Raw genomic sequence first — 22,134 nt, 5'->3', positions numbered from 1 at the left:
CGCAAAGAAGGAGCGCACAAGCGCCCCTTCTATAAATCGCCTAACAGTTGATTAGGCGAAACTTTCTTTCCAGAAACAAAGCATAGCAACATGCGATAAACCGAAAACAAAGCAAAATCGAATTAACGACGTAGACCTAAAGCACCGATCAAAGCAGTGTAACGCTCGTGGTCTTTACCATTTAAGTAGTCAAGTAATTTACGACGTTGGTTAACCATACGGATCAAACCGCGACGGCTATGGTGGTCGTGTTTGTGAGCTTTAAAGTGACCTTGTAAATCATTGATTTGAGCAGTCAATAAAGCTACTTGTACTTCTGGTGAACCAGTGTCGTTTTCAGCGCGAGCAAATTTAGCAATGATCTCTGCGCGGTCTGCATTAGTTAAAGCCATTCGATTTCTCCGAGATGCTTAAAAAATAAAATGATATGAATCAGTTGAGCGCAACTGACTGCCGTGCATCACTACAGCAAGTTGCCTATTTTAAGGTATCTATATATGGATTGCAAAATTGTTTTCAGTTACCTGTCATTTTAGACACTGACATACGCATCCGAACCCTGCACACTTGACCGTCAATAAAAAGAAAGAAACGCGAGGGACGTGTGAAAATATTTTCGACCAACACCTGTCCAGTACCAGACGATATTGGATCGGTCATTCATCACAAAGATGAGGTACCTGCTGAACAAGGTGGAATGAATGAACGTCAGGTTCAAAAGATCTGGAAGAGTATTGAGTCGCTCTATAAAACCGGGAACTATCCGCTCATTACTTTTTGTTTACGTAGACAAGGGAAAATTTTATTAAATCGAAGCATTGGCTATGCTCAAGGGAACTCTCCAGAAGGTTTGCAAAATAATGCCCTCATCGCAACGCCGGATACTCCTGTTTGCTTATTTTCAGCATCCAAAATGATTACTGCTATGTTGATTCATCTTTTAGATGAAAAAGGTGAAATCAACTTACTTGACCCCGTCAGTTATTACATTCCTGAATATGGTGTAAATGGGAAGCGCCGTGCGACCATCTTTCATTTGTTAGCACATCGGGGAGGCATTCCTTATGTTGATGGAGAAGTCACTCCTGAACTGCTTTTTGATAAAGATGAAATTTTAAAGCGCCTATATGCAGCAAGACCTGTTTCTCCAGCAGGAAATCACCTCGCCTATCATGCAGTAACGGCAGGTTATATTTTAGGTGAAATTATTGAGCGAGTCACAGGACAAGACCTTCGCCAATTTGTGCATGAGACCATCGAGAAGCCTATGGACATGCCTTATTTCAACTATGGTTTGAAGCCAGAGTATCGCTCCAAAGTTGCACTCAATTGTGCAACAGGTTTACATCCTCGCTTAGGAACAGATCATTATTTAAATCATGTACTAGGTGGCGGCTTACAACTCGCTGTAGATGTCACTAATGATAGCCGCTTTATGGATACCATCTGCCCTGCTGGCAACATTTATACCAGTGCCGAACAAGCTGGACGCTTCTTTGAAATGCTTTTAAGTGGAGGAAGTTACCAAGGCAAACAAATTTTAAGTGAGAAAACAATTTTTAGAGCAACTCTACCGACCACAGGAGTTAACATTGACCGAACCTTATTAATACCTATGCGTTATGCACTAGGTCCCATGCTCGGTAGCAATCCAGTAGGTTTATTTGGTCCAATGACTGGACAAGCTTTTGGTCATCTCGGCTTTTCTAATATTTTATGTTGGGCCGACCCAGAGCGAGATATTAGCGTTTCACTGTTAACCACTGGAAAGTCCGTAGTAGGCACTCACCTTCCGGCTCTAGCCAACTTGCTCTATCAAATTTCTAGCCAATGCCCACGAATTCCTAGAGATCAGCGTCGCTCATTGTTTGGTAGCGATTCACATGAAACAGATCTAGTCTAAATCGTAATAACTTAGCGCTAAAATAAAAAACCCAAGCATTTCTGCTTGGGTTTTTGGCGCTGTAGTTCTTGTTTATCGTGTTTATCGCTGTTCTTATTGTTATGTGTGAGATGCTTTCCACATCCTTCTTCTCGTTTTACTCACTTCCGTTGTTTTTATTTCTATTTCCTTATGTGATGTATTTTGTCATATCCAATTATGAAGAAAAGTAGTATTTTTCTTATCATCATGTAAGCGAAAACGTACAGGTCTGTCTAATATTTAGCGTTTATCTGTAACAGCTAAATAACGTACGGTTCTGTATAACATTTAACTTAACAATTCACGCGAAAAATGCCCATTTAAGAATCATATTACAAATAAATATATTAATATGCTTGAGTTAAATTATTGATAATCAGAATAAGAAATAGCACGACGCAAACAAGGGGTTATTTAATTTATTTAACGTGATAAAAACTCAAAATATAAAAAAGCCCTGTAGTCTCTCCCAAAACTACAAGGCTTAGCGGCTGTAAGTTTCCTCTTTATTCACCTACTTCATTGTAAGTTCGCAGTCTCTCGACTTAAGTTGTTATTATTGTGCGATTTTGCCCGACATTCCTTGCCAAGCTCGTTGTGCGTTTATAATCTCAAAAACAGGGTATGTTCTCTAGCAGCAAATATCTCGAATCCATGTAAGCTTTTTCTTACAAGGGCAAAAATATTAAGTTTGCCTTAACGAACTAACCGATTAACTTTTTCAACTAAACCGCTTTTTCTGGTCGTACGAACTGTAAAAGATTGCAATAAAGCCTCTGGATGAACCAACAGACTGACCACTTTTTTCGCTCGTGTAATCGCAGTGTAAATTAACTCTTGGCTTAACAAATTCTTAGCGGCCTGATCGAGAACAACAGCAGTATGTGTAAATTCAGACCCTTGCGATTTGTGAATGGTTAAAGCAAATGCACTTTGAATACTTTTAGGTAATCGGTTTGCAGCAACCCACTTATTTAAACTTGGGAAATAGACTTCAAACTGTTGCGGCTGGGTTCTATGTTCAAAACATAAACCAATGTCACCATTTGAAATACCAAGCTGGTAATCGTTATAAGTCATCATGACCGGACGGCCTACATACCATCCTCCTAAAGTCACAATACCTAGCTGTTGTTGTAACCAGCGTTCGGCATATTGATTAAGTTGCTGCAAGCCAAATGGCCCATGACGAACTGCCGTTAAAATACGGTAGTCATCGAATGACTTAACGATATTTTCAATATGCTCAAGTGATCGATCATCTTGTAAATAAGCTTTTAGGCTTTGCACATAGCCTTGAAAGCCCACCATCAATTTTTGATAGTAAGCTTCCAGCTCTGTAAATGATCCTTCAGGTAAATATTCAAGCTGAACTACATCGGGCATATCAGCTTCTAAAGGAATTGAGCGTAATTCTGAAACCTGAACAATATCAATTTCAAATTGTTGTAAAACTTGCTCATGGTTGATTTGACTAGTTTGCATTTGAATAAATCGAGCAACCTGACCAATCAAAGCACCTTCTGCAAAACGACGGCTGGTTTGAAGGTGAACACGGTTTTCAGATAAAGCCTCTATTTGCTGTAAATCTGCAAGTACTGCTCCAACATCTACAGAAGCAAGCTGGTTGGCATCACCTAATAAAATAATTCGACACGACTCAGGAACAGCTTCAAATAATAACGTTGCCAGATTTAAATCCAGCATAGAGGCTTCATCCACCACAATAACGTCATAAGGCAACGGCTGTTTTTGATTAAACCGTGGAGTTTGACTATGCCCCATACCTAATAACCGATGGATAGTTTGGGTACTTTGGTTTCTTAGCTCATCACTTATTAATCCCGACTCAAGCAGTTTGGGATCATTAAACGAGTTTTGTAAGGCTTCTTGCATACGTTGTGCAGCTTTACCCGTCGGAGCAGCCATCGCCACACGAATATGCGGAATTGCCTGACTAAGCACAGCAATAATACGAGCGAGCGTATAGGTCTTACCTGTACCCGGTCCACCTGTAATAATACTTAAGCTCTGCCGAGTCACCATTTGCAAAGCAGCTTGCTGATGAGGATCAGTGAGTAAGTCTAAATGCTCTTCACATGAAACAGGTTGAATTGGTTGTTGCTTTAATCGGCGAATTTGCTCAGCTAGACGTTGCTCTAGGTTCCAATATCGGTATAATGCCAACCCCTGCCCGTCGTGGACACAAGGGGCAACTTGAGACTTTGCTTGTTCAGCAGATATCACCAGTTGGCCAAGTGTTTCTATTTGCTCTGGGCTAATCTCAATACAACTGTCACCCTGCAAGCTCGCTTCAATCAGCTGCTGCAAAAAATAAGCTGCCTCTGGAGCTTGTGTCTGTGCAGTAAACGGGGCTTGATTTAGAAAGGTACTCCAAGTCATTAACCAGCTTAAATCGCTTTGTTCAGGGCTATTTAGATTGTCCACACACTTATCCACCTAGTTTTCCACACGCTTGTCCACATGGTTATAGACAGGCTTATCCACACCCCAAGTATTTGTTAATTCTAAAATTAGATCATTTATCAGCATTTTTTATGCAATTTTATCCTCAGCAAAGTACCCTAAAATAGCATCAAGGCGTAGAACAAATTCTGTACTTGGCTGCCAATAATAATAGCCTTGCTCAGCTTCGCCATTCATACCGCGTAAGTAAAGATAAGTTGCCCCACCTAAGTGTTGTTCAATATCATAATTCTGCATTTTGACTTTTAAATAACGATGTAACGCAACCAAATACAGGCCTGCTTGTAGCCAATAGCTGGCTAAAGACATACTTTGTGCAATGCTTTCTACACTGTAATCGGCAAGGTTTTCACCTAAGTAGTTACTCTTATAGTCAGCAATGTGATAACGCTGCCCATCAAAATAAACCAAGTCTATCGAACCATTTAAATAGCGAGCAGAACGAGCCTCTAATAACTCTGGCATTTCCATACCATATTCAGCAAAAAGTTGATGAATACGTTTCATGGCTAGCACACGATCTGACAGTGCTAAATAAAAAGGACACTCTGATAAATAGTGCTCTGGCTGTAACTGATTTAAACGAAAACCTTGATATAACGGCGTACTTAGAATCTCTTGCAACCATTCGGCCACAGCGTGATAAAGCGAATATTCCGCTTCTTGTTCTTCGGGAAAGCTTTCTTGGTATTTGATTAATAAATCTTGCCACAAACTACTGTAGTCATTTTTAAAACGACGGCGTATTTCACTTACCCACTCATCTGAACATTGAAAATCAATATGTTCAAAAATTTCATGTAAGAAATTACCTGCGAGCGTCCCTCTCGGAAAATTGCTTTTGATCCAGCTAATTGGCTGTGCTGCGGGCGCCTCAACAGAAATAACCTGATCGAGTTCATCCTCGGCTAAAACAGCTTCATGGCTCTGGCTCGCAAGTAAATCTGTACCTACTTTATGTCTTAAATGCTGTGCCAGATAACTAAAACTGGTTTTGCCTCTTGAATAAAAGCGCTGATCAGGAAAATGCTGTGCCTGTATCTCAATAATATTGATGTTTTGATTTAAATGCCTTGCAGCAGGTGGTTGCTCCAAAATTATTTCATCGGTACAACAACGGTGCTGGAATGGTTCAGCTCTGTTTTTCCAAAATGCCAAACCTGAAACAGACTTGCCATCCGTATCTTGTAAGAGCGCATAAACACGATGACTTGCCCGGGTTAAAGCAACGTACCATAGACGATTTTGTTCCGCTAAAGCCCGTTCTTCATGCTGCTTCAGCTCGGTTTCGTTTAAATATGTTTTATCGGCAATCGCAACGACACGTTGTGTTAGAGTTTGAGCCGACTCTGGAACCGTTATATCTTGGGTCGAGAAGTTAAGTGTCTTGTTATTTTCCCGAAATGGCTTGTCGGCCCCGAGCAAAAAGACAATTTTAAACTCAAGACCTTTTGACTGGTGAATGGTCATGAGCTGTACGCCAGCTTCACTCGACAACCTACGTTCTAACTCCCATTCACGGTCAAGCGGTGACTGTAGTTGCTTGAGATACCAATGATAGAGATTTTGCGCACCCTGATATTTCTCGCTATGTTGGCTCAAAATTTCGGTCAAATGACGCAAGTTCACCACAACCCGCTCATTATCTTTACTCTGGACAGCAACCAGATTTTTCCAAATGCCAAATTGGTTTAAACATTGCTGCCATGCTACTAAAAAGCCCTGAGCTGACCAAAGCTCACGAATAGCATCAAAACCCGTCATAAACTGGCTTAAACCTTCGGCCGTTTGTTCGAGTTGCAACAGCTGTTTAAGGTCCATAGCAAATAAACGGCTAATCAAAGCTCGTTTTACTTTGGCCTCATCGTAAGGATGGAGTATCGCTGTGAGTAAGGCCCCAACATCCTGAGCAATAGTGCAATCAAAAACACTTCGTTTTGATGGCCGGTTAACTCGTATTCCTAAACGTTCTAATTCAAATTGAACTTTATCAAGGCCATCATGATTACGAGACAAGACCGCAATATCATCTTCATTTAAGGTTTGAGTCTGCGCATCTTTTTGAAAATAAAGTTGTCCAGCATGTGACTGATTGAGTAAATCACGTATTTTCCACGCAACTTGCTGTGCCTCCGTTTCCTTGTCTTTTAGCATGAGCCAACGTAAAGGGTACGGGTTAGGCTGATTTTGATCGATTAAAACTGGGTGAGGTCGAGTCCCTGCACGAATCGGATCATATTGAACCTGTTCACCAAAGTCGATTTGCCTTTGAAATAACGCATCAACCACTTCAACCAAGTCAGCGACTGAACGGTGGTTATGAATTAACTTATATTCACGGCCATGCTTTGCCTGAATATCTTTGTAGGCATTTAAAAAGGTGAGCATATCCCCACCACGGAAACCGTAAATTGCCTGCTTACGGTCCCCCACCATAATCATGCAACCTTTTTGGTAACGTTCTGGATGACGCCAAATGCTGGCGAGCATGTCATCTTGGTCTTGGTTGGTGTCTTGAAACTCATCAACCAAAATTAAGGGGTATCGAGCCTGCACAAATACGGCGAAACGTTGCCCCTGCTCACCCTTTAAAGCTTCTGACAAAGTGCGAATTTGCTGAGAAAAAGTCGTCTCGCCCTTGTTTTGTAAAACCTGTGGTAAACGTTTTTTAACCTCTACACACAAATAAGCTTTTAAATAAATATCAAGCTGATCGAACTGTTCAGCATAGTTTTTCAGCACACCAAACAACTGCTGAATCTGCTGAATACAAGGATGCTGATAAAATCCATCCGAAATTTCGGCAGGACATTTCTTGAAAATTTTCTGATCGGCAAGTTGGCCTAAAAACTTAAAAACGAGTTCCCGTTGTACTGCTAAAGACCCATCAAAAACTAAAATACTGTCGCTTTGCTTTAAAACTTGTAATAACTGTGGCAAACATTCACTAAATAACTTATTAAATGCCCCATTACGAAATATTGTACCGCTTACATGTTTATAGTGTTCGCCATCAAGCGAGTAATACGGTTCTAGAAGACTGATATCAATTTCTGCTGCCAACTGTTTGAGCTGAGCAAGCTGTTCAAACTGAATGGTAGGCTTTTCGGGAAGTTTAAAATGAGCCGAACTAAAATTCAGTGAGTCTTCGACCAGTTTGACAAAACTGTCGACACTTTTTAACTCACCTGCCAGATACAACGCATCAATCACGGTTTGAGGCTGAGACTGTATCCATTCACGTAAAACATCATGAATCAGTTGTCGGCTATAGGTTTTGGCATCATCGGTAATTTGAGCACGTTCAATTTTGCCGCTCTCAAAAGCAAACTCACGTAATAGCTTTTGGCTAAAGCTATCGAGTGTTCCGACAAATAGCTCATCTAGCTGATCGATGACGAGCTTTAAACGCTCACAGGCATAGGCAATACGTGTCGCAAAATGCTTGAGAACATGTTGCAGTAATAAATCAGATTCTTGCTCAGCCTGTAAAAGGATCTCTTTTTCAGTCAAGCTCCGCTTGGCATCTAAGTAACGGTAGGTTTCGACCAAACGCGCACGAATTCGGCTTTTTAACTCGGCAGCGGCAGCACGGGTGAATGTTGTTGCAATAACTTGGCCCGGTAAATATTTCTCAAGAAAAATACGGACCATTAAACTCGACAGTGTATAGGTTTTCCCGGTACCCGCCGAAGCCTCAATTAAATGCAGTCCACTAAATTCAATATCAATAATAGGTTGATAAGACACCTGTACTCTTGAGTTCATGCCTTACTCCGAATGTTGAAATTGAAAAACCGGATGATACAGGTCATAAGCAAACTCATCACAAGCATGTTGAAGTAATGCTTGTGCATCTTGTTCTTGCAAAATGAAACGCCAGTCTTGATGTAACTTGCACGCTTCATTTTGTGTCATATCGATAGAAGTAAATGACCCTGTTTCATTCCAGTATTTTAACAGCTCCACATAGCTCTTCTCATCGAGTTTTATTTTTTCTGTGGGATTTGTTGTTTCCCACTGATATGCCTTAGCTTTTTCAAGTGGCTTTAATAATAAAGCCGCTGGTAACACGAGTGGCTGCTGTTGAGCATAACGCCAGATTTTAAACCACGGTTGTAAATACTGCCGAGCTTGCACCGAACTAATACCTTTACAGATGACAGTTTGATCACTAAAAACCACAATACGGCGTCTTTCAGCTCCTGCACTTCCTTCATTTAAATAGGCCAACCAAAGCAGGTACTCTAACCAGACTTTTGCACGTCTTTTTGCTCGGGCACTTGATGCTTCCATGCTGACCCAATCTTGAGTTTCAGATTTTGGCACCGTAATATTCATATGAAGCTGTTTGGCAATTCGCCACACACGCTGCGTGGTTTGAGTCACGGCTGACGCATAGTGATGAAGACGCTCAAGCAAACACTCTTGTTCAAAAATGCCCTGTTGCCAAGCACTGTACTGAACTTTGCCTACAGGCAACTGATCAAGTAGAGCTTCTGGCTGTGCCTGCTGTTCATTTTGTTGCAAAAAATGTCGAATGGTATAGCGGCCCAAACCATCTAAAAGCAGAGGTTCATTCTGATCTAGCTCCCCAACACTTCCCAAGTTTTCTACGCCTAAAGTTTTTAAATATAGACGTGCCGGGAAAGTCACATCTTGTATCCACTGATGGCTGTCTAAAACCAGCATGTCAGGTATTTCTAAAGGATAAGATGTATTTGCCCAAGGCTTAAGAACACCAGAAGCTTGCTGAATTTGCATCGCCACATTAAACCAGTGATCTTGGTAGCGAATATAACTTTTCTCGGCCATAAAACCCTTCGGGTCAAACGGCTGTAAATAATGTAAGTGATAGAGCTGTTTTAATTGAGACGGAATTTCAATGCCTTCAATCACTTCACGGTCAGGTGCATTTGGCTCCGGTTTTACAATAAGCGCAAGATGCTCACGGAACTCTTGAAGAATACTAGAAGGATCTCTCACCTCACCGTCATTAACATCAAAACCGTTATAAAACAGCCATAAGTTTTCTTGAGCTAAAAGTAAGGCATCCAAGAAAGCACCTTGATCATCCTCAAGACGGGAACGGTCACCTAGTTGTTGACGTAATGCATCCATCAAATCAAATGGCACGTGGGTATCACGGTTTGGAAACTGCCCTGCATCAAGGTTCAACATCACAATTAAGCGATAAGGCAAAGGACGAATTTGTCCAATCTGGGCAAAGGTAATCTGTCCGGTCGGTTCAGCTTGGGCTGTCTGATTTTCTAAAGTTCGCTGAATCTCATCCAGAATATAAGGCAAAGGCAAGGTGATTTTACGTAAGGCGCCTGTTTCTGTCTCGGCATAGTAGCTTGCAAGCGTTAACATACGCTCTTGTTTTTTTACAATTTCCCGCGCAGTTTTTAAAGCAGCCACACCGGCCTGCTCAAACTCGATAATATCTTGCGAGAGTATTTGTAGCCAGTATTCCACCGTATAACTCTTTTTCTGCTCATGCATAATGAGCCAGTCACGGCGTTCATTTAAATCTTGATAAATCTGAATGAGCGTACCAATAAGCTCAAAATCACTCGGTTGGACCTTAGCGTAACTCAGCACCTGATTAAATGTAGCGTGTTCAGGAATTGCTATACCGAGCGCTAACCGCTCTAAAGCAAATTTAAAGCTATATCGATAATCATCATCGCCGTCACATAAGCTACGTTTCAGATGCTCTGCATCAAGCCCACGTTTAAACCCTGCATCGGCAAGTAAGTTTAAAATTCGTTCTACTTGAGCATATTCAAGTGCATAACGCTGCTGTGTCGCATGCAAACCAAGCCAGTCAGCAAAGTCATCAAAGCCAAATCGCCCTTGCATGAGGTTAATTCGGCCAATTACGGCACGCCATGCATTGAGTGCATCAAGTGAGGCAACACCTGCTATTTTGACAGGCAAATGCACGCCTTGCTCAGTCGCTGTAGCAGGAAAAACACTTCGTATTAAAGGCTCTACCTCAGCCAAATTAGGAACCAAAACCAAAATATCATTTGGACGACGCGGCTGTTCGTGCGGTTTTGCCAACCAGCCAATCAATTGTTCTTTCAATACTTCAAGTTGCCGTAATGTCGAGTGGCAAACATGAATCTGAATTGAGTCATCGTTAGGGGCAAGCTCATATTGCTTGGCTTGGGGCTCCACCAAGTGCAAAATATCTGACTGAACTTTACCAAGTAAACTTTCAGGAAAATCATCTACAAAGGCATCCACCCACTTACCCTCTTCACCTGTAGACAAGTTTGAGAGTAAGGAGAAGTGGTCGCGGGCTTGTTTCCCTAATCTGGTTAATAGTGGATGTCTTGACTCACGCGCCTCAGCATTAAAGTTAAGCGTAAATTTATTAAAAAAATCGGCAATTTCCGCATCGGTCGCTTGGGGATTCTTTGCTATAAAACGCTCTTTTACCCCTAAGTCATAGCGCTGTTTCCAGAGTGGGTCGACACTATCGGCCCAATATTCTTGCGAAGGGTTATAGTGCAAAATCAACACATCAATGTATTGCCCTAAACGGCGCAAAAACTGAAGCTGGCTAGGCGGTAAGTCTAGCAAAGTAAAAATGACTATTTGCTCCGGCAAACGAGCCAATGCCTTCTTCTGGCGCTCAGGATGCTCTAACTCTTGCCAAAACAACTCATCAATTTGCTGCATTTGCATAAAATCATCATGAAAATGCTGCTGCCATAACCAGCGCTGCCAACGCTCTAACTCTTGTGTTTGCTGTAAAGTAAATGCCGAAACTTCTTTATCTTTCTTCGCAATATACTTTTCGATATCAAGTGATCGACCTTGACCCCACGCTGCTAACCAGTTATTTGGACAAGTACAGGTATTTTCACAACCCCGCTGGCACTGTCCCCGATAGACCATGTAGTTACTAAATAAATCGGCAACCTGCTCGGCAACCCAATACAACATTTTTTGTTTTTTTAGCTGCTTCTCAATCCCTTGTTCGAGTCGATCTGCGCTGTCATAAATACGTTGAACAATAGAATGCAGTGGATGAGAGCCATCTATACTGATCTCATCAGGCTGAATAAATTCTTGTAAGGCTTGATGTACACGCCATTTAAAAATCAAGCGTGGAATATTGGCCTTACGAACCTGTTCCTTATGCGCCGTGAGGACCTGTTGATAGGCATACCACTGAAACCCGCGCACACGTTGGTGGAACTGGTAGTTGGCGCTCATTCCTTGTTGTTCTGCAAGTTTTTGTATCAGCCATTGCTCTATGGCAGGACTTGGCACAATAAAATGCTGGGCTTTCAAAACCTGTAATGGATGCGTTGAAGGTTGGGACGTAGATGCTAGTACGCCCTGCAACAACACATCAATACGTTGACTTTGAATAACATGGATGCCCATTTATTTCATATCCTACTCGCATAATTTATGCACAAAATCATAAACATTCATTACTATACAACTGAATCTGACTATGTCACGTTGGTTTAAACACAGCATAATCTCATTTTAGGTGTCACTTACCTTATGTTGGCAAGGCACCTTTAAGGAACACATTACAGGTAAAACATTATGAAAATTGATAACATTCCTGACTATATTGATCCTAGCCTAAATCTGGAACAAATTCGCGATGAGTGCCACGATCTCATTCAAAAAAGAGCTTACGTCTCTGCTGGTGCAGCAATTGTACCCATTCCTTTTTTTGACGTGGTAGTAGATTTGGGAATTTTGTCACAGCTTATTCCCGATATTAATTCCCGTTTTGGTTTAGCGCCTGAACATGTCAGCGTCTATGATCCAAAAACAAAAACCATTCATTGGGATGAATTGCGTAAACGTGGCTTTCAATTTTCAGGTTTTGTGGTCGCGCGTACAACCGTTAAAAAAACTTTTAACGGTTTCTTTGGCAAAATCGTAACGAAACAAGTGACGAAATTTATTCCGTTAGGCGGACAAATTGTTGCAGCAAGTTTAGGTTATTTTATGATGAAAAAAATAGCCCAAACTCACTTAAATGACAGCTACAATCTTGCTAAACGTATCCAACAAAAAGGACGCAACTCAACAGTACTTGAGCATTAATATAGTCCTATCATAATTTTAAGGCACATGACTGTGCCTTATTTTTTACTTTTAAAATTTACACAATAAAACAAAAGATATATTAAAAACTTTAATCTTCACTTATTTTTTTAAGTTTTACTAAAGTTTAAAAGTCTATTATTCAGTTTACAATGCCAAATGAAATACGGAGAGCCATTGTGGAATATGGACAATCAACATCCCGTTTACGTGCCATTTTTAATGTGACCAGTGGCAACTTCCTAGAACAATATGACTTTTTTCTCTTCGGTCTGTATGCAAAAGCGATAGGTGAAACTTTTTTCCATTCTGATAGCAGCTATGGCGCACTAATGAAAACTTTTTTGGTATTTGCCGTTAGTTTTTTAATGCGTCCAATTGGCGCACTCGTCTTAGGTCCATATGTCGATCGAATTGGACGCCGGAAAGGACTGATGGTCACCTTAAGTATTATGGCAATTGGCTCATTGTTAATTGCACTAACACCTGGATATGCCACTATCGGCTTTGCAGCCACTGTCTTAATATTTGTTGGCCGTTTAGCCCAAGGTTTTTCAGCTGGCGTTGAGTTAGGTGGTGTTTCGGTTTACTTATCTGAAATTGCGGAACCACATAACCGTGGTTTTATTACCAGTTGGCAATCTGCCAACCAACAAGTTGCTGTAATTTTTGCTGCCACATTAGGCTATTTAGTCAGTCTAGCCTTTACGAAAGCACAAGTTGATGCTTGGGCTTGGCGTATTCCATTTTTTGTCGGTTGTGCAATTATTCCGTTTATATTCTGGTTACGTAAATCTTTAGCCGAAACCGAAGCTTTTGCCTCTCGAAAAGAGCATCCAACAACTAAACAAATTATGTCAACGCTTGCAGCGAATTGGAAAATTGTAGTCGTTGGAATGTGTATGGTTGCAACAACTACAACCATGTTCTATTTCATTACAGTTTACACCCCAACTTATGGAAAAGAAGTCCTACACTTAACAAGCACAGAAAGCTTATTTGCAACAGTGATGGTGGGAGCAAGTAATTTTATTTTATTACCTATAGGTGGTTATTTATCAGATAAAATTGGCCGAAAGCCATTATTAATCACCACAACCATTTTAATTTTTGTAAGTGCCTATCCTTTATTAAGTTGGCTAACTCAAAACATTAGTTTGGCACACATGTTACTTTCACTACTATGGCTATCTCTGCTCTATAGTTTCTATAACGGCGCATTGGTCGTTTCCCTAACTGAAATGATGCCAAGCTCTGTAAGAATTGCTGGTTTTTCTGTAGCGTATAGTCTTGCCACTTCTATATTTGGTGGGTTAACACCTATGATTGCCACATATCTTGTACAAGAATCTGGCAGCAAAAGTATGCCTGCTTTCTGGTTAATGTTTGCCGCAATCATCAGTTTGATTGCAACGCTTATTGTATTTCGCAATCGACAAACTCTTGCTACAAAATCCTCTTCAATTGAGGATCAATTTGTACAACCAACAGTTCAATAATATTCAAACAGTTAAAGGAGACGTTAGTCTGCCTTTAACTGTTTTAAAATCGCTCTTAACACTTCTAAACGCGCAGTATATTTATCATCAGTGGCAACAATATGCCAAGGAGCATATTCGGTACTGGTTCGTTCAAACATATCTGCTGCTGCTTTTAAATAATCATCCCATTTGTCACGATTACGCCAGTCTTCTGCGGTAATTTTAAAGCGTTTATGCGGTGTCTCTTCTCTGGCTTTAAAACGTTGTTCTTGCTCATCTTTACTAATCGCTAGCCAAATTTTTACCACAATAGTTTGGCTATCAAATAAGTCTTTTTCAAAGCGATTAATTTCGTCGTATGCTCTTTGCCATTCCAAAGGTGACGCAAAACCTTCAACACGTTCTACTAGCACTCGGCCATACCAAGTACGGTCAAAAATCGTAATTTTTTCGGCTTCATTAATGCGGTTCCAAAAACGCCACAAATAAGGATGCCTTGCTTCGAAACGTTCAGGTGCTCCAATACAATGAATATCATATTCACGTGGGTCTAGATTTTTGACAATGCGCTTAATGGCACCCCCTTTGCCCGAAGCATCCATTCCTTCAAAAGCAATCACAAAATTACGTTTATCAAAACGCATGGTATCGGCAATTTTTTTGCTGAGTTTATCGAGCTCTTTTTTGTACTCAGCTTTATCAAGCTGTTCTTGAGCAGGTTTTAATAAACTCTCGGGAATCTTGGCCTGCTGCCATTTCCCTTTGACTTCACTTTCATGTTCAGGTAGCTGACGCATATGTTGTAAAAGATACTGAGCAAAAAATTGATCGCGCTGTTTTTCATCTTCCCCATCAATAATGTACCAATCGTCAGTGAAGCGGCGGCGTAACTTTTGCAAAGTGTCATATTGTTTTTTATTACGCCAGTCTAGGCCGTGGAGTTTATGCCAATGTTGTTCAGAAGGGTCTATTTTATCTAAACGTTTTTGCAATGATTTCCAAGAAAGATCAAACCAGACTTTAATAACATCGACATAATTATTTTTTAGGTCTTGTTCAAATGAACGCATATTTTCCACATATGCATCAAAACGTGCCTCATCCAAAGGCTCTGACACATGCGTCGCGGTAACCAACAAGTCGCTATACCAATTGCCAAACATCACCACAATTTGGCCTTCAGTCGGAATAAACTCTGAATATGACTGCCAAAAAGCTTCTGTATCTGTCAGCACACGCGGTGCATCTGCTTTTACCCTTAGATATCTCGGATCTAACCATTCTCGAAGCTGTTTAACAGCCTCACCTTTTCCGGCCAGTTCGATACCACTCATTAAAATGAGCGTACTTTTAGCATTTTTTTTACCGCGACTATCTTTTAAAGCATATTGTGCTTCAATCAAATCGACCGAAAGCTGTTCTTCATCTCGAATTTCAAATTTTGGTTGTTGTTCACTCATAGTCCACTGCTCTAATCTTTTATTGTTTAATTTCGTTGTTATTTAACTTATGCGCTTAGATGATGAATTGCTATACAAATTATGTCATTGCAGCAAAATTCTGTCTAAAAATTGACGCATAAATCATTTTTTTTACATCTACTCGCCATAGTAGAAGGTTACAATGCCTTTTATGATTTTTTGCAAATAGCCCAATATTAGAGCCTTAAATGTCTAAACTCGCTGCTTTTGATGATCTTTTACAACAATATAAAACATTTAATTATCACGATAATCCAGTGCTTGCCCAGCGTTTGCAAGATGTACAAACATGGTTAAAAGAGCGGATGAAAGAAACGCATCACGACTTTTTTAATCTGCCAGAGCACAAGCTCATGTCAGAGTATTTTTTAAACCGTTTATATGGCGGCCCAGAGTTTGATGCGCTTGCTGCACAAATTGAACGACTATTGAAATATGCCCATAAAGCAGAAAAAGTCCTACCTGAAAACGCAATTAAAACAGGAACAAAGTCGGTAAGTTTGGCTGTACTTGCCACGCAACTTGATGAACAAGTGGCCATGCAGCTTCTTGAAGACTATCCAGCAGATACAGTACTCACTGATGAGATCATGCGTTTAACCTTAATCAAGCTTGATCAGGCCGAAGCCCGTTACCAGCAGCTTGCCCTTCTTGATGACTTAGGGATAGCACTCGATAAATACATGCGTTCATTTATGATGTTCACTGCTTTTAAAATGTGTAAAGGTATTGCACAAAAATATCACTTCGAATTGATGTATGATTTTATTCAAGATGGTTTTACCGCAATGAAACCATTAAAATCAGCAGAGGCTTTTATTAAGACTTTTACGGAAAAAGAACGTCAGATTGTTGAAAAAGTACATTCAGGACATCCGAATCCGTTTAGAGTGTGATAAGGTCGGCACATAGAAAAAACTCAACCTCGCGAAGTTGAGATTTTATTCATTATATTTGCATGATGATGCCTGTAAAAATAGACAAAATCTGTCATCATGCAGAACTTATTCCGTTTCACTTGAGTTTGAGTCTAGGAGAGACAATATGTCTAACGAAAACCAAAAGCCAACATCTCCAACTGAGCAGGCACAAAGTTCAGACAAAGTTAGCCCATTCCTAAGCTCACCTTTACCGCAAGGTACCCCTCAAGGGCAACAACAAACTTTACAGCAAACCTTAACAGATACACCTGTTAGCGGTTCTGTACCAAAATACAATTTACCACGTGGTGCAGGCAACACTGGCAACGTTGGTGAAACAACTCACTTTGGTTACTCAACAGTTCGAACCGAAGATAAAGCTCAAAAAGTTGCTGAAGTTTTCCACTCGGTTGCAAGCAAATATGACCTTATGAATGACTTGATGTCATTTGGTATTCACCGTTTATGGAAACGCTTTGCAATTAACATGTCTGGTGTTCGCCGTGGTCAACACGTGTTAGACATTGCTGGTGGTACAGGCGACTTAGCAAAAGTATTTAGCCGTGAAGTTGGTCCTCAAGGTCATGTGGTACTTTCAGACATTAACGAATCTATGCTGAATGTTGGCCGTGACCGTCTGATTGATGCAGGCTGTACCAATGTCGATTTCGTACTTGCCAATGCTGAAACTTTAGAACCTTTTGCAGATAACAGCTTTGACCTTGTTACCATTAGCTTTGGTCTACGCAACGTAACGGATAAAGATGCTGCGCTTGCCTCTATGTTCCGTGTACTTAAACCAGGTGGTCGTTTACTGATTCTTGAGTTTTCTAAACCAGTATTTGAGCCTTTTTCAAAACTTTATGACCTCTACTCATTCACCGCTTTACCGATTATGGGTAAATTGGTTGCCAATGACTCAGAAAGTTATAAATATTTGGCTGAATCAATTCGTATGCATCCAGACCAACGTACCTTAAAAGGCATGATGGAAAATGCCGGCTTCCAGAACTGTGACTATCACAACCTGACTGGCGGTATTGTTGCTGTTCACCGCGGTTTCAAACTGTAAGGGATAGCGATATGTGGTCGATTCTAGCACTCGGTGCAGTCGAACGTATCATTCATCATCTGATCGATCTGGATGCATTAACCCGCATTCAGCTCAATCAGTTACAGGGCAAAATGTTGCGTGTTGTCATCGATAGCCCGCAGCTTTCTGTCGATGTATTCTTTGACCAAGAAAAAGTACGTCTTGAACCTACTGCAACTGGGCACAGCGAAAAACCTTCTATTTTTGAACAACGCCCTTTTGATCCGCAATTTAAAATTTCTGAAGCAACAGCTACTTTACATATCAAAGATGTTGTTGAACTCATCAAACTATTGGTGAGCGATCCCGACCAGATTGGTAATATCCCGCTACAAGGTGACTATCATCTATTACAGGATATTCAAAAAATTATGCAGCAGGCTGAACCTGATTTAGCTGCGCATTTATCAAAATGGGTTGGCCCTCAACTCGCTCATGAAATTGGTAAGATTCAACTTGCACCCAAGCATCTAAAACGCTCTCTTCAAAGCCATCTATTTTTCGCTGAAGATGCTTTAAAAGAAGACAGTGGTTTATTTGCCCCACGTTGGGAAATGGACGATTTAAATCAAGCTACGCGTAAGCTTAATCAAGATATTGACCGTCTAGAAGCTAAATTACAGCAGCTCAATGCACAACTACAACCCACTCAAGACTAGGTAAGACCGTATATGATTCCGCACGTTTCACGTTTACTCGAACTTTGGCGTATTGCAGCGCACTATAGACTCGATACGTTGTTCCCTGCGGATGAACTACCAGTTAAAGCTAAACATGCATTAAATATTATTAAGATGCATCCGGCAGCATGGTCGAGTCGTGAGCGCAAGAATCCTTTAAAGCTTAAAGAAGCTTTAGAAGACATGGGACCACTTGCAATTAAGCTTGGGCAGTTACTGTCAACTCGACGTGATTTGATTCCACCTGAAATACTCGCTCAATTGGTTTTACTTCAAGATCAGGTGAAACCTTTTGATAGCAATGTTGCCAAACAACGTATTCAAGACTCTTTAAAAGCAGACGTAAATACACTATTTGCTCGCTTTGATGACCAACCCCTTGCTGCTGCCTCAATTGCACAAGTTCATACAGCGGCACTACATGATGGCCGAGAAGTTGTTGTTAAAGTCACTCGTCCAGATATTCGTAGCCAGATTTTACAAGACTTTGAAATTTTGGCATGGCTAGGAAATACACTAGAAAGCCGCCTTGAAGCTGCTCGTGCATTACATTTATCTGAAATTATTCAAGACTACCGCCAGATCATTTTAAATGAGCTGGACTTGAGTATTGAGGCAGATAACACTCGTCGTATGCGCCATTACTTTACTGGCTCAACCATGATGTATGTGCCAGAAGTCTACATGGACACCAAAGATGTTATGGTGGCTGAACGTATTACTGGTGTGCCTATTTCAGACACGGCAACCTTTGACCGTTTAGGCATGGACCGCGCACAACTTGCAGAAAAAGGCTTAACGATTTTCTTTACGCAAGTATTCCGCGATAACTTTTTCCATGCCGACATGCACCCCGGCAATGTCTTTGTAGAAACTATCAATCCAAGCAATCCACGCTTTATTGCACTGGATTGTGCGATCATGGGTGAGCTTTCTAAGCATGACCAAATGACGGTTGCCCGCATGTTGCTTGCCGTAATGAATAGCAACTTTATGCAGCTTATTCAAATTGTGCATCAAGCTGGCTGGATTCCACCGGGTACCGATCAAGACGCTTTAGCACGTGAGATGCGCCGTACTGTTGGGCCAATGGTTTCTAAACCTATGGATCAACTTGATTTTGCAGGTATCTTAATTCAAGTGATGGACATTGCCCGTCGCTTCCATCTTGAGATTCCACCACAGCTCATGCTGCTGCTCAAAACTTTAGTGCATGTAGAAGGCTTAGGTACGGACCTTTATCCGCAACTCGACATCTGGAAATTGGCAAAACCTATTTTGACAGAATGGGTTAAGTCCAACATGAACCCAGTCAAAAATGTAAAAGAACTTGGCCAGCAATTACCTGACCTGCTTTTAGGCGCTCAAGATTTCCCAAGCTTAATTATTGATAGCTTAAATGGTTTAAAGAACCAATCTGCTTGGCAGGACCGTCAGTTACGTGAAATTCAGCAACTTCGTTTGCAAATGGAACATCAACAGCGTCGTAGCTGGATGTTTGGCAGTACCATGCTGATTTTACTAACCATTGCCATTATTAGCCCTTGGTTTGTTTCCATTATTTTAATTGTGCTGAGTAGTTTAATAGCGCTTTGGCGTGTGTTGAAATAAATTCTAAATCCCTTGCCTCGCAAGGGATTTTTTTATGCCTAAACTTTAATTTTAAAAAAATATAGATCGTTTATTCGTTCATTGCTAAATTGAAGCTGTAAATGCTTGAAAAGAACAAACAATGAAAACACCTCATTTTGCCATTGTTGGTGCAGGCACGGCAGGTTTAGCCGCCGCAATTTTGCTCGCCCGTGAAGGCAACAACGTTACTATTTTTGAACAAGTTGATGAGTTATCCCCGGTAGGAGCTGGGTTATTACTACAACCCGCGGGCTTAGCTGTATTTCAACATTTAGGTGTACTCGACAAAGCCTTAACATTAGGTGCAAGAGTCACAGGCCTAGAAGGACAACTTCCGGACAAGCGTCTTTTAGTTAACAGTCACTATCACGAAGCATCAGCAAATCTTTATGGTTTAGGTATACACCGTGCCACTTTGTGTCATGTACTTACTCAAAAGCTTAGCGAGTATTCAAGCCAGATTACTTGGCATATGAACCATTCTGTTGAAAAATTTGAAGAACATAACGAAGAGGTTCGGCTATTCGGCAGTCATCAAAACCAAAAGTTTGATGCTTGTTTTGATGGCCTACTCATTGCCAATGGTGCTCGTAGTCAATTACGCCCTAAAGCATGGGTAAAAGTTGATCAAGCTTATCCATGGGGTGCGGCATGGAGTATCGTGCCTGAGTGTAAAGTACTCGATTCTGAAATTCTGCATCAATTTTATGATCGCTCGAAAATTATGATGGGAATTCTTCCTACAGGAGCTATTCCAACCGAACCTCAACAGCGCCTTTCGAGTATATTTTGGAGCTTACCTACCACACAATTACAAAACTTTTTGCAAGATGAGCAGGCGAAACAAGCCTGGTTAAAGCAAGTCTCTGAGCGTTGGCCCAATGTTGCAGAGTGGCTCAAAGAAATTTTGTATAACAGTCAAACTCAGCCTAAATGGTTATCTGCAAACTATCGTGATGTCGTCATGACCCAATTTGGTCAAGGTCGAATTGGGGTAATTGGAGATGCAGCTCATGCAATGAGTCCTCAGTTAGGACAAGGTGCGAATATGGCATTATTAGATGCTTGGGCTTTTTCTCAATCATTGCGGCAAGCTCAAAAAAACCAGAATATTGATTGGTCCTTGCTCTGGCAGCATTATCACCAGCTTCGCCGTTCATCCATCCAGTTTTATCAATTTCTTAGTCGCTTACTAACACCACTATATCAATCTGACCATTGGTGGGCGGGAAGTTTAAGAGATCTAGTTTTCCCTTGGATGTATCAAATTCCTTATTTTCGAAAAGAAATGGCCATCACAATTTCAGGTTTAAAGACAGGGCCATTTAGACATCTTGATTATGAACAAGTAGCTCAACTACCTAAAGAAAGTAGTGCTTTTAATTTAAAAAGTGAATCTCTGACTGATTTTTAAAAGTAGCCGAGCACAAGCTCCTCATTACGCTGGGAGAGACAAAAAGGACAAAGAATTTTTCCGCAAAGTGGCTTTGATGCCGTACACTATACAAGCTATTTTTAGCATCTGACTGAAATCAATTTATAGTTCATATTTCTTTGGTGATTCCTCATGAATAACACGCAATGGCTCGATGAAGTAAAATTTAACGAACAAGGTCTTATCCCTGCCATTGCTCAACATCATCAAACCGGACGTATTTTGATGGTAGCGTGGATGAACCGTGAAGCACTTGCGCTCACAGCAGAAAAAAACCAGGCTGTGTATTTCTCTCGCTCTCGCCAAAAACTTTGGCACAAGGGTGAAGAATCAGGCCATTTCCAAACAGTTTATGAAATTCGTCTGGACTGCGATGGTGATGTAATCGTATTACAAGTTGAGCAACACGGCGGTATCGCGTGCCATACAGGTCGTGAGTCTTGTTTCTACCGTAAACTTACCCCACAGGGCTGGGAAATTGTCGATGCACAATTAAAAGACCCTACTGCAATTTATGGTGACAAAGCTAAAACTGAAAGTCACGATCATGCTCACACGACTGAACAAGTGGATGTACTCGCTCACTTAGGGCAATTGATGCAAGAGCGTAAGCAAGCAGAAGCAGACACTTCATATGTGGCAAGCCTCTACAAAAAAGGCATCAATAAAATTTTAGAAAAAGTTGGCGAAGAAAGCGTAGAAACTATTATTGCTGCAAAAGACTACGCTGCTCAAAATACAGAAAGCAATTTAAATGACTTGATTTATGAAACTGCCGATTTGTGGTTCCATAGCATTGTCATGTTGGGTTATTTCGATCTTAATCCACAGCTTATTATTGACGAATTAGCTCGTCGTCAGGGTTTATCTGGTTTAGTTGAAAAAGCTAACCGCAATAAGGTTTAAAATC

Annotated in this window: 14 protein-coding genes; 9 read left to right on the top strand and 5 right to left on the bottom strand. The window is 40.9% G+C overall.

The genetic code is table 11. The features are described 5' to 3' along the window. Positions 1-122 precede the first annotated feature (122 nt). On the bottom strand, positions 123-392 hold the full coding sequence (rpsO, locus tag ABLC00_RS01980; protein ID WP_001229357.1) for a 30S ribosomal protein S15: 270 nt from the start codon (positions 390-392) through the stop codon (positions 123-125). Positions 393-604: 212 nt separating this feature from the next. Here rpsO and ABLC00_RS01975 point away from each other — a divergent pair, with 212 nt between their 5' ends. After that, positions 605-1,903, top strand: coding sequence for an EstA family serine hydrolase (locus tag ABLC00_RS01975; RefSeq protein ID WP_033846390.1), 1,299 nt, complete (start codon positions 605-607; stop codon positions 1,901-1,903). Between the two features lie 717 nt (positions 1,904-2,620). On the opposite strand, the gene recD is transcribed toward ABLC00_RS01975, so the two are convergent. The 3 genes from recD to ABLC00_RS01960 form a co-directional block, all read right to left on the bottom strand. Continuing rightward, a complete protein-coding gene (recD, locus tag ABLC00_RS01970; RefSeq protein WP_006580962.1) occupies positions 2,621-4,372 on the bottom strand; it encodes an exodeoxyribonuclease V subunit alpha in 1,752 nt (583 codons plus the stop codon). Positions 4,373-4,480: 108 nt separating this feature from the next. Then, entirely contained in the window at positions 4,481-8,179 is a 3,699-nt protein-coding gene (locus ABLC00_RS01965; RefSeq protein ID WP_033846389.1) for a UvrD-helicase domain-containing protein, read from the bottom strand. Positions 8,180-8,182: 3 nt separating this feature from the next. Beyond that, positions 8,183-11,818 (bottom strand): exodeoxyribonuclease V subunit gamma, encoded by a 3,636-nt coding sequence (locus ABLC00_RS01960; protein ID WP_033846388.1) that lies wholly within the window; start codon positions 11,816-11,818, stop codon positions 8,183-8,185. 171 nt (positions 11,819-11,989) lie between these two features. Here ABLC00_RS01960 and ABLC00_RS01955 point away from each other — a divergent pair, with 171 nt between their 5' ends. Both ABLC00_RS01955 and ABLC00_RS01950 read left to right on the top strand, forming a co-directional pair. Beyond that, complete coding sequence (locus ABLC00_RS01955) at positions 11,990-12,502, top strand: hypothetical protein (protein ID WP_004710796.1); 513 nt, start codon at positions 11,990-11,992, stop codon at positions 12,500-12,502. 179 nt (positions 12,503-12,681) lie between these two features. Further along, positions 12,682-14,001 (top strand): MFS transporter, encoded by a 1,320-nt coding sequence (locus ABLC00_RS01950; protein WP_348941078.1) that lies wholly within the window; start codon positions 12,682-12,684, stop codon positions 13,999-14,001. Positions 14,002-14,024: 23 nt separating this feature from the next. Here the strand turns inward: ABLC00_RS01950 and ABLC00_RS01945 are convergent, their stop codons facing one another. Beyond that, positions 14,025-15,443, bottom strand: coding sequence for a polyphosphate--AMP phosphotransferase (locus ABLC00_RS01945; protein ID WP_002157012.1), 1,419 nt, complete (start codon positions 15,441-15,443; stop codon positions 14,025-14,027). Positions 15,444-15,652: 209 nt separating this feature from the next. Between ABLC00_RS01945 and ABLC00_RS01940 the strand changes: the two genes are divergently transcribed. The 6 genes from ABLC00_RS01940 to hisIE all read left to right on the top strand — a co-directional run bounded on the left by ABLC00_RS01940 (position 15,653) and on the right by hisIE (position 22,130). Further along, entirely contained in the window at positions 15,653-16,360 is a 708-nt protein-coding gene (locus ABLC00_RS01940) for a hypothetical protein (protein ID WP_002157018.1), read from the top strand. 148 nt (positions 16,361-16,508) lie between these two features. Further along, on the top strand, positions 16,509-17,456 hold the full coding sequence (gene ubiE / locus ABLC00_RS01935) for a bifunctional demethylmenaquinone methyltransferase/2-methoxy-6-polyprenyl-1,4-benzoquinol methylase UbiE (RefSeq protein ID WP_002156970.1): 948 nt from the start codon (positions 16,509-16,511) through the stop codon (positions 17,454-17,456). Positions 17,457-17,467: 11 nt separating this feature from the next. After that, a complete protein-coding gene (locus ABLC00_RS01930) occupies positions 17,468-18,136 on the top strand; it encodes an SCP2 domain-containing protein (protein WP_031952286.1) in 669 nt (222 codons plus the stop codon). Positions 18,137-18,148: 12 nt separating this feature from the next. Beyond that, on the top strand, positions 18,149-19,768 hold the full coding sequence (locus tag ABLC00_RS01925; RefSeq protein WP_004710805.1) for an AarF/ABC1/UbiB kinase family protein: 1,620 nt from the start codon (positions 18,149-18,151) through the stop codon (positions 19,766-19,768). Between the two features lie 121 nt (positions 19,769-19,889). Continuing rightward, positions 19,890-21,203 carry an NAD(P)/FAD-dependent oxidoreductase gene (locus ABLC00_RS01920; RefSeq protein ID WP_031952284.1) on the top strand — a complete coding sequence of 438 codons (1,314 nt, stop codon included), beginning with the start codon at positions 19,890-19,892 and terminating at the stop codon, positions 21,201-21,203. A gap of 153 nt (positions 21,204-21,356) precedes the next feature. Further along, the gene (gene hisIE / locus ABLC00_RS01915; protein WP_004710809.1) at positions 21,357-22,130 is read left to right on the top strand and encodes a bifunctional phosphoribosyl-AMP cyclohydrolase/phosphoribosyl-ATP diphosphatase HisIE; all 774 of its coding nucleotides are present in this window, start codon (positions 21,357-21,359) and stop codon (positions 22,128-22,130) included. The last annotated feature ends 4 nt before the right edge of the window (positions 22,131-22,134 follow it).

The sequence above is a fragment of the Acinetobacter nosocomialis genome (genome assembly GCF_041021905.1).
Classification (GTDB): Bacteria; Pseudomonadota; Gammaproteobacteria; order Pseudomonadales; family Moraxellaceae; genus Acinetobacter; species Acinetobacter nosocomialis.
This window is presented reverse-complemented; position numbering and strand designations above follow the sequence as displayed.

Bases quoted from the DNA above. Each gene is read 5' to 3' on its own strand.
- rpsO (WP_001229357.1), bottom strand. From the start codon at position 392: ATGGCTTTAACTAATGCAGACCGCGCAGAGATCATTGCTAAATTTGCT.
- ABLC00_RS01965 (WP_033846389.1), bottom strand. From the start codon at position 8,179: ATGAACTCAAGAGTACAGGTGTCTTATCAACCTATTATTGATATTGAA.
- ABLC00_RS01960 (WP_033846388.1), bottom strand. From the start codon at position 11,818: ATGGGCATCCATGTTATTCAAAGTCAACGTATTGATGTGTTGTTGCAG.
- ABLC00_RS01955 (WP_004710796.1), top strand. From the start codon at position 11,990: ATGAAAATTGATAACATTCCTGACTATATTGATCCTAGCCTAAATCTG.
- ABLC00_RS01945 (WP_002157012.1), bottom strand. From the start codon at position 15,443: ATGAGTGAACAACAACCAAAATTTGAAATTCGAGATGAAGAACAGCTT.
- ABLC00_RS01940 (WP_002157018.1), top strand. From the start codon at position 15,653: ATGTCTAAACTCGCTGCTTTTGATGATCTTTTACAACAATATAAAACA.
- ubiE (WP_002156970.1), top strand. From the start codon at position 16,509: ATGTCTAACGAAAACCAAAAGCCAACATCTCCAACTGAGCAGGCACAA.
- ABLC00_RS01930 (WP_031952286.1), top strand. From the start codon at position 17,468: ATGTGGTCGATTCTAGCACTCGGTGCAGTCGAACGTATCATTCATCAT.
- ABLC00_RS01925 (WP_004710805.1), top strand. From the start codon at position 18,149: ATGATTCCGCACGTTTCACGTTTACTCGAACTTTGGCGTATTGCAGCG.
- ABLC00_RS01920 (WP_031952284.1), top strand. From the start codon at position 19,890: ATGAAAACACCTCATTTTGCCATTGTTGGTGCAGGCACGGCAGGTTTA.
- hisIE (WP_004710809.1), top strand. From the start codon at position 21,357: ATGAATAACACGCAATGGCTCGATGAAGTAAAATTTAACGAACAAGGT.